General features: G+C 45.0%; 11 protein-coding genes, 1 tRNA gene and 1 pseudogene. 3 read left to right on the forward strand and 10 right to left on the reverse strand.

Annotation, left to right across the window (positions count from 1 at the left end):
• Nucleotides 1-128 precede the first annotated feature (128 nt).
• Together RIC07_RS22120 and RIC07_RS22125 are read right to left on the reverse strand one after the other, a co-directional pair.
• A complete protein-coding gene (locus RIC07_RS22120) occupies nucleotides 129-710 on the reverse strand; it encodes an IS607 family transposase (protein WP_446365992.1) in 582 nt (193 codons plus the stop codon).
• 81 nt (nucleotides 711-791) lie between these two features.
• Nucleotides 792-865: transfer RNA gene (locus RIC07_RS22125), tRNA-Val, on the reverse strand.
• Nucleotides 866-1,054: 189 nt separating this feature from the next.
• Here RIC07_RS22125 and RIC07_RS22130 point away from each other — a divergent pair.
• Complete coding sequence (locus RIC07_RS22130; protein WP_446396411.1) at nucleotides 1,055-1,558, forward strand: DNA recombination-mediator protein A; 504 nt, start codon at nucleotides 1,055-1,057, stop codon at nucleotides 1,556-1,558.
• Nucleotides 1,559-1,602: 44 nt separating this feature from the next.
• On the opposite strand, the gene RIC07_RS22135 is transcribed toward RIC07_RS22130, so the two are convergent.
• The 6 genes from RIC07_RS22135 to RIC07_RS22160 form a co-directional block, all read right to left on the reverse strand.
• Nucleotides 1,603-2,241: a lysophospholipid acyltransferase family protein gene (locus RIC07_RS22135; protein WP_446396412.1), complete on the reverse strand. Its 639-nt coding sequence runs from the start codon at nucleotides 2,239-2,241 to the stop codon at nucleotides 1,603-1,605.
• A 76-nt stretch (nucleotides 2,242-2,317) separates the two neighbouring features.
• Entirely contained in the window at nucleotides 2,318-3,643 is a 1,326-nt protein-coding gene (locus RIC07_RS22140; RefSeq protein ID WP_446396413.1) for a TAXI family TRAP transporter solute-binding subunit, read from the reverse strand.
• Nucleotides 3,644-3,802: 159 nt separating this feature from the next.
• Nucleotides 3,803-4,684: an ACP S-malonyltransferase gene (gene fabD / locus RIC07_RS22145; protein WP_446396414.1), complete on the reverse strand. Its 882-nt coding sequence runs from the start codon at nucleotides 4,682-4,684 to the stop codon at nucleotides 3,803-3,805.
• 316 nt (nucleotides 4,685-5,000) lie between these two features.
• Nucleotides 5,001-5,696, reverse strand: coding sequence for a DUF3226 domain-containing protein (locus tag RIC07_RS22150; protein WP_446396415.1), 696 nt, complete (start codon nucleotides 5,694-5,696; stop codon nucleotides 5,001-5,003).
• Nucleotides 5,689-6,759: an AAA family ATPase gene (locus RIC07_RS22155; RefSeq protein WP_446396416.1), complete on the reverse strand. Its 1,071-nt coding sequence runs from the start codon at nucleotides 6,757-6,759 to the stop codon at nucleotides 5,689-5,691. Before RIC07_RS22155 ends, RIC07_RS22150 begins: the two co-directional genes overlap by 8 nt.
• Nucleotides 6,760-7,249: 490 nt before the next feature.
• Nucleotides 7,250-11,476 (reverse strand): EAL domain-containing protein, encoded by a 4,227-nt coding sequence (locus tag RIC07_RS22160; RefSeq protein WP_446396417.1) that lies wholly within the window; start codon nucleotides 11,474-11,476, stop codon nucleotides 7,250-7,252.
• Between the two features lie 405 nt (nucleotides 11,477-11,881).
• On the opposite strand from RIC07_RS22160, the gene RIC07_RS22165 reads away from it, so the two are divergent.
• The gene (locus RIC07_RS22165) at nucleotides 11,882-12,772 is read left to right on the forward strand and encodes a carbohydrate ABC transporter permease (RefSeq protein WP_446396418.1); all 891 of its coding nucleotides are present in this window, start codon (nucleotides 11,882-11,884) and stop codon (nucleotides 12,770-12,772) included.
• A gap of 201 nt (nucleotides 12,773-12,973) precedes the next feature.
• Here the strand turns inward: RIC07_RS22165 and RIC07_RS22170 are convergent.
• Both RIC07_RS22170 and RIC07_RS22175 read right to left on the reverse strand, forming a co-directional pair.
• Nucleotides 12,974-13,240: pseudogene (locus tag RIC07_RS22170) on the reverse strand (DUF5615 family PIN-like protein); the annotation flags it as partial.
• Nucleotides 13,218-13,565, reverse strand: coding sequence for a DUF433 domain-containing protein (locus RIC07_RS22175; protein ID WP_446396419.1), 348 nt, complete (start codon nucleotides 13,563-13,565; stop codon nucleotides 13,218-13,220). The pseudogene RIC07_RS22170 and the gene RIC07_RS22175, both read right to left, overlap by 23 nt.
• A 310-nt stretch (nucleotides 13,566-13,875) precedes the next feature.
• On the opposite strand from RIC07_RS22175, the gene RIC07_RS22180 reads away from it, so the two are divergent.
• Nucleotides 13,876-14,265: two-partner secretion domain-containing protein (locus tag RIC07_RS22180; RefSeq protein ID WP_446396420.1), on the forward strand; the 390-nt coding region annotated here is incomplete at its 3' end.

Here is a 14,265-nt window from a genome sequence, read left to right on the forward strand (position 1 = left end):
ATAAATCCAGTTTTGACGGATGAGATAATTGGCTGAGTTGTAAAGATTTTTAGACTGCCAAGACAAGCTATCTATTTCCCTCCAAAAACGATGCCCTTTTTTGATTATATGTCTTTGGGCTAGTAGCATTATTGTCCGTGAGATTTTAACTCGGCTATAATCTTTTCGGTTTTTCGTTTCGACCTTCTTAATCCGTACATCCGCGAGCAAAAGGAAGTGATAATGGCGATTAAGTCTTCCATTAATTCATCTTTTTTATCCTCACTTTGATTAACAATTTCAACTTTTTTGTCTAATTCTTTGAGGAGAATCTCTATATAATTCGTTCCAAATCTAGCGAGACGATCTTTATGTTCTACAATTAAAATATTGTAGTTTGGATCGACTAGGATTTTTGCCAATTGTTTTCGATTGTCATTTAAACCACTTCCAATCTCTTTGACAATTTTATAAATTTTGTAGCCTCTGGCAATTGCATAATCTTTTAACCGCTCTGCTTGTCGATCTAGATTATCTTTGTTTTGGGTGCTGGAAACTCTTGCATAAATACAAGCTATCAAGTCAGGTTTCAAGTTATCATCAATCGCCTCCGAAGTTATGATAATCGTACCAGACGGCAATTGATGACCGGTCAAGTTTCCTTGTTTCCACCACCTCCAGGCAGTTCGATAACTGATTCCTGCTTTTTTGGCATAGTCTGAGAGTTTCATGTCTATATATTACCCAACATGACTACATCTGACTATATTCTTATTGAAACTTTACAATACTACTCGCCATTAATAATTAAATGGACACAACTGGACTCGAACCAGTGACCCCCACGATGTCAACGTGGTGCTCTAACCAACTGAGCTATGCGTCCGAACCAAACAGTATCTTACTGTAGCACGACTCTTAGAAAAGTGGCAAGCCAATCGGATCAAGCCAAAATAGTTTTTCTCCCTCCACCCCCCTGCATCCCTGCATTCTCGCCACCTTTTTGCGAGCTAATAGTTCTAACTGTCGCTGGTTTTGCTAAAATACCTAGGTTGTTCAGCCTAAACCAGCATCTTTGAATCAATCAGTAGAAATCTCCGGTGTAGATACCTTAGCGCAAGAACTTGCGACAATCCAGCAAACAGGTTCTAAGCGGATTGCCCTGTTAGGATCGCGTCATGTACCCATTACCCATCAACATCTGATCGAGATGATGAGTTATGCCTTGGTTCTAGGTGGCAATCGTCTGATGACCTCTGGCGCAACAGGTACGAACTCAGCCGCAATTCGTGGTGCGATGCGTGCTGACCCGAATTTGCTGACGGTCATTTTGCCCCAAAGCTTAGAACGCCAGCCACGGGAGTCGCGAGTTCAACTCCAACAAGTGATGCACTTAGTAGAAAACCCAGAAAATGATCATCTGTCTCTGGCAGAAGCCAGTGCGTTGTGTAACTCCGAAATCATTTCCCGATGTCAACAGCTTATCTGCTTCGCCTTTCATGACAGCAAAACCTTGCTGAGAACCTGTGAGGAGGCAGAGGAACAACGCAAGGTGGTGACAATTTTCTATTTTGATTAACCGAAAAGCACGTCCTGTACCCGATGCGATTTATCGCATCTAATTCATCGCCCTAAATCATGTAAAGCATGAATAGCAGCTTGACACTTCTGAGTCACGGCGGCTAAATCAGGTCGTTTCGTTGAAGCTGGGGGGTCAATGGGTTGACCAATTCGCACGGTTACGGGTACAGGACGCGGTATCGGTGATCCTTTGGGAAAAACGCGATGAGTCCCCCATATACTCACGGGTAATAGAGGGGCGTTTCCCTTCGCTGCAATTAAGGCAGCACCCAGCTTGGGTTCAGGGATACGACCATCTGGGGTGCGCGTTCCCTGTAAAAAGACACCCACAGCCCACCCCTGTGATAAACACTCAATCGCCGCACGAATGGCACTCCGGTCTGCTGCGCCCCGCTTCACTGGGTAAGCGCCGTATAACTGAATCGCTTGTTTGAGTCCCGGAACCCGAAATAGTTCCTCTTTTGCCATAAATGCCACCGGACGCCGCACGCAATTGGACAAAATCGGCGGGTCAAAGTCACTGGCGTGGTTACTGACTACGACGAGTGGACCATCCATCGGCACATGTTCAGCACCATGGATGTGACCTCGTAGGTAAATGTTAAGCACTGGGCTGACTACCGACCATTTAAAGGCGTGGTAGAGAATTAGGCTAGCAAAGGGTTCGCGGTTTCTAGTCACAGAATATCCAAAGTGGGTAGGAAAAATTCAATTTAACGGTGGATATCGTCATTCGTCATTGGTCATTCGTTATAGTTTACTTTGCCTGTGTTGACTTGGGAATTGGGGTGGGTGTAGCCATGAGGGTACTTCGGCGATCGCGTAACGCAGCGATCGCGGCTTCCCAGGTGAAGGTGAACGACTGAAACGAATCTGGTGTGATCTGATCATAGTCGAGGGCGTTGACGACACTCTCAAACTTACTAAACAACTGATGTCGAATGGCTTCAAGACTGCCTAAATCTTGACAGCATTCGATCTGCTTCATTAACGCCAGAATCTCTTGATTATAGTTGTCACCCTGGTTTTTCTGTTTCTTATCCAGTTGGGATTTCAATTGCCAAACCCAAGACCCAATCAGCAGCGCGATCGATAGTAACAAACCCAGCCACTCAGCATTCTCTTGCAGAAAGGATGGCTTCTCTCGATCATAATAAGCTTGGGCACCAGGGTGGATGGGTAAAATCGTCCCCACCAACACGCTAGGGGGACTGATGTAGGATGCTTCTGGCATCACAGCCGCTAAATCCTGACGGCGTTCGTACAAAATGCTGGTAATCTCTTGGATAAGATTGTCATCAACCTTCTGATGAGCTAAGAGTATCCTGGGTAAGGCTACGGTGGGTAAGTCAGTCGCCGGAATAGCAGGAGATCCCTGATAAGCGCCTTTAGGAATAAACCCAGCATCCAACGTCGGTTGCTTAATTTTCATCGCTTCGGCTTGATCAATCGGTACTAACCGCCCGCCCCGGTTTTGTACCAAATCGAGGATGGATTGATTCCCTGGCGGGCGAACCCGAAACACGGCATCGACTTGGTTATTGCGAAAAGCCTCATCGGTTTCTTTTTCAGACACAGCAAAGGCAAAAAAGTCCGTTTCTTCCAAGCGATAATGTTTGGCAACAAATAAAAAGGACAGGTATTGACCACCCCCTTCTGGTGGCAGTCCAATCCGTTTTCCTTTGAGATCTGAGACTTGCTGAATGCCAGAGTTGGCTTGAACCACCAACTGAAACATGTCTGGGAATAATTTAGACACAATTCGCGCCGAGGGCAAAGCCGGGATATCAGCCTGGGCTGTCGCCAGTTGAACTTTTTGGTCTTCTAGCAGTTGTATATTTTCCTCGGAACCCTTGGTTTCCAGAACTTCGATCTGAATTTTCGGGTTATATTTGGCAACCACTTGTGCCATTGCCTGACTGAAAATATAACTTTCCCCTTGTTTCGATCCAGCTGCTATGGTGAGATGATGCACTCGGTTACGTTTAATCACCACGTATCCGGTTAAACTCACAATTAAGCCTAGGCTGAAGAGAATTAGGAAAATTTTCCGACTTAACCGAATTGGATACCGATGGGACATAGTTAAGTAGGTGGACATAATTAACGTGGACGGTGAAGATCGTCATTCGTCATTCGTCATTTGTTTATGTAAGGGTTTGAGGTTTGTTTACAAAACTTAGTGGGCGTGGAAAATATATAACCTACAGTAGATTCCTGAGGTTAACGTTGGGTTAATAGGTTAACTGGGCAAATCCGATAAACTACCGATATTTTCCAAGGCGGCATCCCGACACATCCGTTTAATTAAACCTGTGAGAACTTTCCCCGGACCAATTTCTACCACTTTCTCAATCCCTTCCTCTGACAGGTGTAAGGAAATTTCTCGCCAGCGCACACTTCCAGTCATTTGACGTTGAAGGCGTTCCTTGAGAACAGCCGCTTCTGTGGCGGGTGTGGGTTCTGCATTGGATAACACTGGAATCTTCGCGTCACTAAAGGGAACAGACTCTAACACTCCTTGAAACTCCGTCGCAGCTGATGCCATGAACGGTGAGTGAAACGCCCCAGATACATTTAACCGCACCACTCGCTTGGCTTTAACCTGACTCAATACTGCTTCTACGGCATCGGGGGTTCCAGAAATCACGACTTGTGTTGGACTATTATCATTGGCTAACACTACATCCTCATGCTCCTGGATGTATTCGTCAAGCTGGTCTTGATTAAATCCAATTAAAGCCGCCATCATACCACCTGAAGCACTATCCATGAGTTCAGCACGACGTTTGACCAAATTTAACCCCGCTTCAAAGTTGAAGACACCCGCCACGTAGAGTGCGACATATTCGCCCAAACTGTGACCCGCGACGAGGTGTGGTTGATGTCCGCGTTCCTGGATGATGTCGGCTAGGATGCTTTCGATGACATAGAGACAGGGTTGAGTATAGAGAGTGCGAGACAGTTTCTCTTCAGAACTTTGGCACAGTTCTAGCACGTCCCAGCCTAAGATTTCCTGGGCTTGGGCGAATTTGGCTTGAGCCATGGGTAAATCGGCTAAGTCAGTTCCCATCCCGACAGCTTGAGAACCCTGTCCAGGAAACACCCATGCAGTTTTAGTCATTTTGTTATTCCTTGATGTTGGTCAGGATATTCATTATCTCAGGAGAAATGCGCGGAATGCATCTTTCATTGACGCCTAACTCAAAGTTGTCCTACTGTCAATGCTTAATCGGAAATCAGTGCAGACAACTTAACCAGGACTTACGCAGCTACACCACATATCGTGGCAAAGGTGCGTTACGCTACGCTAACACACCCTACACATAGAGGCTTTCCGTAAGTCCTATTAACGACGAATAATCTGTACCAAAGTCATCCACACATAATCCAATTGAGCGATCGCGCTGATCGCGTGCGTTGGTAGCGTCGCTCTATATCTACTCGTCCGTAAAAATCCTTAAAATTTTCTTTAGTTCTTCTAGTGCAGGGTGTTCTAAATTCCAAATATTCACTTTTTCTTTCATGATATAGTCAAAGTTTTTCATACTGCATTTTCTTTCCGCTTGTTTTTTCTCTTTGTTTGAACAAGTATCGAATCTAATGTAGAGACTAACCCAAAACTTGTCAAAGTCTTTATCCGTGATTGATTTACCTTCCTGATTTAAACAATCTCGCCAACTGACTAAGCAATCAGCAAATGTAGAGTCCTGAGACTTAATGGTTTTTAGTACGGTTTCTAATTCACCTTTACCATCTACATTGGTAAAGTAGCAGGATAACTTGATTACCTCTCCAGTCGCCGTACTAATTTCTATAAACTTTCCTGTTTGTGATAAATTGGCACTATTGGTAAAAACTTGATTAATGCATTCATTCACCCATTGAATTCGCTCATCTACAGAAAAATTATCGATATCTATGACAATGCCGACTTTTTGTATATCTCTTTTCTGAATGTCGGCTGCTAAAGCTTTGAGAGCATTAATAAGTTTAGATTTGCTCAATCCTTCCAAACATTCGTAGTCATTGATGCAAATGGGAGGCTCTATGGCAATATCATAATTTAAGTTATCTATTAAGGCTTCCATGAAAAACTTATCATTTTTGCTCTCAACGATAAGTAAGTTACTCACCCCTTACTCCTTTGCCATGTTCTATAGCATATTTTAGTGTTTCTAGATCACGATTAATTCCTATAATTGAATTGCTGTTAGGCTTCCTGGCAATTTCAAAATAGGCACCAATATCTTGATATTTACTTACTCCTGTCTCTGTAAAAGCTTTAATCATCTCTAAACTATGGGTGGTGGCAAAAATTTGTATGTCTAAATCTGAAGCTAGTTGAAATAAGTGTTCCCAAAAATTCCCCTGTTTAGTATAGTGAATACCATTTTCTATTTCATCGATCAACAGAAACTTATAGTCGTTGTTGATTAGCTTGATCATGATCGCTGCTACGCGATTCATCGCGTCTCCAAACAAGGAAAGCGGTAAACGCCCTTTCTGCTTTTTCCTGACTAAGTAGAGTGTCGGTTCTCCAATAGAAAAACTCTCTACTTTTTCAATCGAAGGATCTAATATTTGAAAGGCTTTGAGGACTTCCTCATCTTTGTCATTTAAACGAGCTTTGTCATACTCTTCAGTTAAATCTTTATTTGACATTCTTCCAAAAGATGGAATGATAGGCAGATTATTATAATCGGGTATATCATGGAACAACATTCCATCTGAAGTTGCTATAACAGGATACTTAGATTTCTCTTGATTATCTTGGATGACTCGAACTTGCAAAACTGACGACGTGGGTTCATTTTTAGATATCAGAGTCAGCAACTTTCTAGCTTCTTCCTCATTTTCCAAAATTTCTATAGAATTACAAACCAGGATTTCAACAATAGTGCTGATATCCTGGATATTTGTTCCAGTTATTTTTATCGTTGTTCGCTTATCTTGATTAAAGAAAAAACTATCCCAGGTTCTCTCTGGCATAGCTTTCACGGCGTCTGATGCTTCTTTTCTTATCCTCTTCAGTTCTATAATAGTTCTCGATTTAGGACAATTATTTAACAACACGGCTTCCAGCAAAGCTGTTTTACCAGCATTGTTTTGACCCCCAATTAGATTAACTCTCTTAAATCCAGAAAATTTTGTTGCTTCAAAGCATCTAAAATTAGTAATCTCAATGTTTTTTAACATCAGTCAGTAATCCACCTTTGGACGTTTGGATGGTTTGGATGAGTTCATTGGAGATGATCAGCCTCATGGTTATCTTAACTGATTTGTGCTTCTAGATTTAGGATGAATGCCACTGACTTTAGAGTTTGTAGTAAGCGCTTTAGCGCTTCTGGCACTAAAGTGCCTACTACGAACCCAGCTTAAGTCAGTGACATTCGATTTAGGATAAGCGGTCGCACTGGTGGTGGATACCCATGAAACCTTTGTCGTTTGGCGATCGCGCTCTTGGTGGGTATATAAACTTATATCGAATGGTACGCTCCTTGTATTCTGGTGGGCAATGCCCACCCTACTGCACTACGGTATATCAAGGGTTTCGGTGATACCAAGTTGCAGTCTAATGTAGAACTTTATTTTCCCCCATCTCCCCCTCACCCCCTCACTCCATCTACTCTATCTGCTATCTTTGAACGCAACTTCCTATGAGGGCACCCACTGAATCCGCTTCATCTCATTTAGGATCAACGCGAAGTTTTCCCGTCGTTAACGCATCTAAGGGCGCTTGAAATAAATACCCTTGAGCATAGTCACAATCCAGCAGCCGCAGTTGGGTTAATTGCTCTTTTGTTTCTACGCCTTCGGCAATAACCTTCATTCCCAGGCTATCTGCCAACATGATAATTGTGCGGACAATTTGCAGGGGTAATCCTTTGGTGCGATTGATCATGCCTGCTTCACAATGCCCTTGAACATCGATGCTAATATTACTAATCAAAGACTGATCAATCTTAATCGTATCAATGGGAAATCGATGTAAATAACTTAACGACGAATAGCCTGTACCAAAATCATCAATACATAACCCAATTTGGCGATCGCGTAATTCTTTGAGCCGTTCTTCGGCTGTCTCTGGGTCTGCCAGTAAACAGCTTTCAGTAATTTCCAACTTCAAATGACTCGGATGCAGATGCGTCTCGTGCAGAATTTTGTCCAGGTGTTCTAGGAGTTCCGGTTGTAAAAACTGCTTGCTGGAAAGATTGACATAAATCGTCAACTGATCAGCCAATTCTTCACTAAGTTCACTCTCCTGAACCGTATCATGCCAAAGTTCTAACTGACGACAGGCTTGGCGCAACATCCACCAGCCCATGGGAATAATTAATCCCGTTTCCTCTGCCATGGGGATAAACTCACCGGGATACACTAATCCTCGGCTGGGATGATGCCAACGCAATAGTGCCTCAAACCCAGCAATCTGATGGGTTGAGAGAGAGACTATCGGCTGATAGTAAATCTCAAATTCCTGGTTTTCCACCGCCCGCCGCAATTCGGTTTCCAACTGCAAGACGCTGAGGGCATTTTGGTGCATCGTCAGGTCAAATATCTCATAGCGGGAGCGTCCTAATGCTTTTGCCCGGTAGAGGGCGGTATCGGCATCCCGCAACAAATCTTCAGGACAATCATAGTTGGTGATATCCCCCTCCTTTCGGATCTCCCGACTTAAAACAATCCCGACACTCGCCCCGGTAAAGACTTCATGTCCATCTAAATTAAATGGGGCGGCTAATTCTTGCTGAATTCGTTCCGCTACGCGGGTGGCATGGTGAATATCTTCAATATCCTCCAGCAGAATGGTAAACTCATCTCCACCCAATCGCGCCACTGTATCCTCTGTCCGCAAACAGGATTCTAAGCGACGGGCAATGCCAATCAGCAGTTGATCCCCAACTAAATGTCCTAAACTATCATTGACCACTTTAAACCGATCTAAATCTAAAAAGAGTAAGGCAAAGCGATAGGTGGGATGGCGTTTGGCTCGCTCTACGGTATGACTTAAGCGATCCATAAATAACGCCCGATTGGGCAATCCGGTCAATGTATCGTAAAACGCTCGGGTTTGCAGTTGGTCTTTTGCTAATTTGTGTTCGGTGATGTCTTCGACTGTGCCTTCGTAATACAGCAATTCCCCAGTGGTCATATCCCGAACCGCACGGGCATTTTCGGCAATCCAAATCACGCTGCCATCTTTGCGATAGACTTGGGACTCAAAATCAGCTACCGCATCATTTTCTTGCAACAGCCGACTAAACTCCGCCCGTCGCTGGGGATCAACATAAAGCTGATGTTCGATATCTGTCAGTCGCACCATCAATTCATCGGGAGAGGAGTAGCCGTATAAACGGGCAAGGGCAGGATTGGCGCTAATATAATGCCCATCAGCCGTGGATTGGAAAATCCCTTCCAAGGCATTCTCAAAAATACTGCGATATTTGGCTTCTGCTTGTTTTAATGCCTGTTCTGCCTGTTTCCGTTCCGTAATATCCCGTGCTACCCAAACCACGGAGTCTTCTAAGGTGGGGGAAATCGTCGCCGCAAACCAAACCTGGCGATCGCGCAGGGGTAAGCTATACTCAATATTCAGACGCGAAGATGTGGCGATCGCTTCCTGGATATAGGTCAAGAACTGATCGGCTTGAGTTGCGCCAAAAACTTGATCCAGGGTTTTGCCCACGAATTCTTTGGCATTTTCAGGCAATAGCCTCGGATCAGGATTCGTCGGGGCAATTTTCAGGAAACGTCCCTGACTATCCAAGACAAAGATAGAATCCGTCATCGCCGCAAATAACGCCCGCAACTCCGCCTCAGAGGAACGCAACGCCACTTCCGCCTGTTTGCGCTCAATCGCTACCCCTAATTGGGCGGCTACGGTAGAAATCAAGTTTACCAAACGCCGATCCGTTTGCCGCGATTCAAACCGGAAAAACGTTAATACTGCCAAAACCTGGTCATGAGCGATAATTGGCACGGCAAAGCCCGCTTTAAGACCACAAGCTTTTGCCATAGAGGAGCGCACGAAGGAGGAATGAGGCGCACGGGAAACATCGGGAATCCATTCTGGGCGACGGGATGCCCACACTCGTCCGGGTAGTCCACAGCCTAAAGCAAAGGTAAAGGCGGGACTGTAATGGCAAAAGTCTTGCCGGGTGGACGCCTCAGACGCTAAGACAGGGGGATAGGGAGACGCCGCGCCTTTATTGGTGTGAGTAGATGTCCGATCCTGTCCGCCTAAACTGTTATCATTTCCTTTTACCGTTCCACCTTGCTGCTTACCCTCTGCCTTCAAAAGCTGTTCCTCTCCTCTGCGCCAAATTGTGGAACATGCTAAAACCTTCCCGTCAGCACGTTTGACCCAAGCTTCGCCCAAATCCCAATGGGTGGCTTGTCCCACTTTGCTCAAGGTGGCATACAAGGCTGACTGAAAATCTGGGGCTTCACCAATCGCCTGGGTCATGGTTTGCAAGAGTTCTAGGGCGTCTGTTGCCCATTTCCGTTCGGTGATCTCCGTAATAAAGCCTTCTAACGCCTGTAATTCTCCGTGGCGAGAAAAAATGCCGCACCCTTGTTCCCAAACCCATTTCTGAATCCCTGTGGCTGTAGTAATCCGATATTCGAGTTGATAGGGTCGTTTTTCGGTAACGGCGGCTTGCACATCCTGCTTCACCCGTTCTCGGTCTTCTGGATGAATCACGTCACTGAACACTAATGCCCGATTTTCCACCAAGTCACAGGGATTGTAGTGCAGCAGATTAAAACAGCCCTCACTGACAAACTCCATCGTCCATTGACTATCCGCCCGACACCGATACGCCATCCCGGGCAGATTGCCCATCAGTGTGGCTAGGGTGCGCTGACTTTCTTGCCAAGCCCCTTCAGCTTGCTTGTAATTGCTGATATCAAAGGCGCTTAAGAGGATGGCAGGTTTTCCTTGAAACTCAATGATCCGGGTACTCGTATCCAGCCAGCGCCTATCACCGGTTTTGGTTAGGATTTGCACTTCATAGCGACGTTTTGCTCCCGTCTGCGCCTTTTCACTTAGGGATTGTTTCGGCATGAAGGCATGGCTACTCGGGTGCAGCAAGTCCCATAAATCCATGGTTAATAATTCCGATTGGCTGTATCCTGTAATTTCGCAGACTATGGAATTAACATAGACTAACTGATTGCCTTTGTAGATTAAGACAGCGGCAGGAATGGTTTCGGCTAAGGTACAAAATTTGACCTCCTGTTCACACACGGCATTAGCAATTAACGGGCGGCGTGTTGATTGGGGTGATGGGGGTAAGGATTGGAGGGATTCGTGGTGACGCGAGTCGTCCGTAATCGGCTGGAAAATGGCAAGAAAGGCGGATTCCCGCTTAACGGTTAACCGTTGCAGAGAAACTAGGCTCCAAATCGGCTTGCCATAGTGACTCGGCATTTTGACCACGTAATCCCGCAAATAGCCTTGACTAAGTAAAACCTGTAATAGTCTTTGTCGTTGGGCGGGATCGTGATAGAAGGATAGAGTTTGGCGATCGCAAACGGGTTGATTGACTCTGGAACTCTTCTGTTGGCTGGGATCAAAGATCGAGCCGTAATGATCGTTAGCATACAGAATCACACCATCGCTTAAGCGGGCAATAACCAAGGGTAGGGGAATGGATTGCACTAGCGTTTGCCACAATAGGGTGTCACTGTCTCCTCTCCGGCTCGATTGTGGATGTGTCGGGATACTGAGAAGTTCCAGTACGGTTGTCTTTAGTTCGGGTTGTGTATCTTGTTCCAATAAATGGCTGTAACTTACTTCTAAATGTTTCACGGCTGCATAAAACTCCAATGTATTGTGCGGGGAAATTCCCTCATCCTCAATCCGGGTTAACTCCCCCCGTTCGCGTTGGGATAAGACAGATGGCGTCAAGGGGTAGAAGCTTTAAACGCAACTCCTGTTCAGGCATCGCCTAACGTTATTTACCTCGCCCAAGACAATAATCGGGTTGATGATAGATAGCACCGTGAAAAATAGATCGAATCAACCTAAGCCTGCTGTATGCGATCGCATCGCTCACTGCATAAGCTTACGTCAGCAACCTCCCATCTAGCACTACTGGCACAGATATCCAGGATTGAGACAGAGGTTTACATTTAGACTTGCCTAGATGAGAACGCCAATACCTCACCACCCACATCACCAGCTTAGATAAGGGCGTATTGGGTTATGGTGAGGTAACTAATAAGATTACACTAAGGTTAAGAATAGGAAACTGTTAGCTAGGCTACACTATAATCCTTAATTTTTCGTTTTCCATAATAATTTTCATGTCAGATGTCAAAGGATTCAATGGTCATCCCGCCCAAGTTTACGCCGTACCTGTTTTTGCTCCCAGCCCTAGTTATTTTGGGATTGACTGTATTTTTGCCCGCTTGTCAAGCCTTTTACCTCAGTTTTACGCAATACGACTATGATTTGACCCAAACGCCTGAATGGGTGGGCTTGACGAATCTGCAACGCTTGGGGAAAGACCGAGTATTTTGGCAAACGGTGGGGAACACGGTGTTATATCTGATTGGCGTTGTGCCAATTTTAGTCGCACTCCCGTTAGGATTAGCGATTTTGGTCAATCAGAAACTGCGCGGGATAAGCTGGTTTCGGGCGGCGTATTACACGCCTGTGGTGGTTTCGATGGTGGTGGCGGGAATTGCGTGGCGGTGGCTTTATGCGGAAAATGGTTTATTTAATCAGATACTCAGTTGGATTGGGTTTAAAGAGGGGATTCCCTGGCTGACGAGTCCAGATTGGGCGATTTTTAGTGTTATGGCAGTAACGGTGTGGAAGGGGTTAGGCTACTACATGGTGATTTATCTGGCAGGTTTGCAATCAATTCCTGACCAACTCTATGAAGCGGCGGCGTTGGATGGTTCGGATGGGTATGGGAAACATTGGGATATTACGGTTCCCTTAATGCGCCCTTATTTGGCTTTGGTGGCGGTCATTTCGGCTATTTCGGCGACGAAGGTGTTTGAAGAAGTTTATATCATGACCCAAGGGGGACCCCGCAATAGTTCCAAAACGGTGGTCTATTATTTGTATGAGCAAGCGTTTGCAGATTTGGAAATCGGTTATGCTTGCACGATTGGATTAGTGCTGTTCTTGGTGATTCTGGGATTATCCCTGCTTAATCTTAAGGTATCCCAAGGGCGCGATCCTTCAGCCTAGAACTAAAGTTCTGGCTAAAAGCTGAAACCCGTTAAAACGGGTTCAAAGATTTATCCCGTCAGCTTTAGCTTATAAGTACCTGGACATAAATTCTGTTCGCTCTACTAAGAAATATTAACAAGTGTCAAATCCTTACAAAGGACGAATGACGAATGACGAATGACGCTCCCCACCGTTAACTTTAATTGTCCCCACCTACTTACTCAAGTTTGGACTGAGAATGAAAATGCCAGGAATGTGATGGTTTCGGGCAATGTGATCGTTGAGATGAACTGGCATAGATGTCCGGTTATTTGTAACTAGAATGAAATTGTACTCTTCACACCAAAGCAATATTTCTGGATCTAATGTTCCTCTTGAAGGAGTATTCGGTTCCCCAACTGCCCACACAATTAAATTGGGGTTTAGCCCTAGTAGTTGAATTTTATAGCTAGGGTCTACATTTTCATCTAGGAGATACTTGAGCATTCTTCTTTTTCTTTCTTTGTTCTGCTCTAAGTTTCCGCATCCGAATAGCCGTAGGTGATGGGTTAAGGTGTTGTGCTTTAACTTGCTGGTGGTTCCACTCTAACCAGTCGGCTAAATATTTACTGACAGCTTCTTTATTATGGAGGTAATAGAGAATTGTCGCATAGACTTGCTCTAAGGTTAGGGATAGATAAGTTTGGGCAATTTCTTCTGGAGTACGGGCGCGATGAATGAAATCATAAAGAATGGTTTCTATGCCTACTCTAGTTCCTTTGAGACGAATGTCGTTAGGGGCGAGGAAATTAAAATAATCTTCGAGTTGCATAAGTAGTTGGATGACGATACAGAAGAAGCAGTTTTAGCCGAGTTCATCCTAGCAGAGAATCGCCCGTCAAGCGGGTGGGCATTGCCCACCCTACTATAGCAATCCTAAATGTGAAAAATCAAAAAACAGAAAAAAGCCTTGAAACTCTTTACCATTGCCCATTGCCCATTGCCCATTGCCGAAAATTATCAGATTTTTGGACACGACTCAAATAGGATTGCTATATATCCCTGTTCCCTCGGTTTAAATGATCTAGACTTGAGTTGAGGTATAATAGTGCCTTCTTCAAGATCATCTACCATCGACGGATATGGCAAGCCAGAGGTTGTGGCATAGACCATGGGAGTTAAGCCTGATTTTAGCAGGATGGGGCGCGATCGCTCCTGTCGCTGCACCTGCAATAGCGCAGATTCAACCGGATACTACTCTAGGGGTTGAACAGTCTATCGTTGCACCGAATGTGGAGATTAAAGGGCTTCCGGCGGATTTGATTGAAGGGGGGGCAATTCGCGACACGAATTTGTTCCACAGTTTCTTAGAATTTAATGTGGGAGAGGGGGGGCGCGTCTATTTTGCGAATCCGGCGGGGATTGATACGATTTTCTCGCGAGTCACGGGGAATGATGTATCGAACATCTTAGGAACCTTGGGGGTAAATGGACAAGCTTCCTTATATTTACTTAATCCTAATGGGATTATT

It is taken from the genome of Coleofasciculus sp. E1-EBD-02, from assembly GCF_040218245.1.
In the GTDB taxonomy this organism is placed as follows: Bacteria; Cyanobacteriota; Cyanobacteriia; order Cyanobacteriales; family Coleofasciculaceae; genus Coleofasciculus.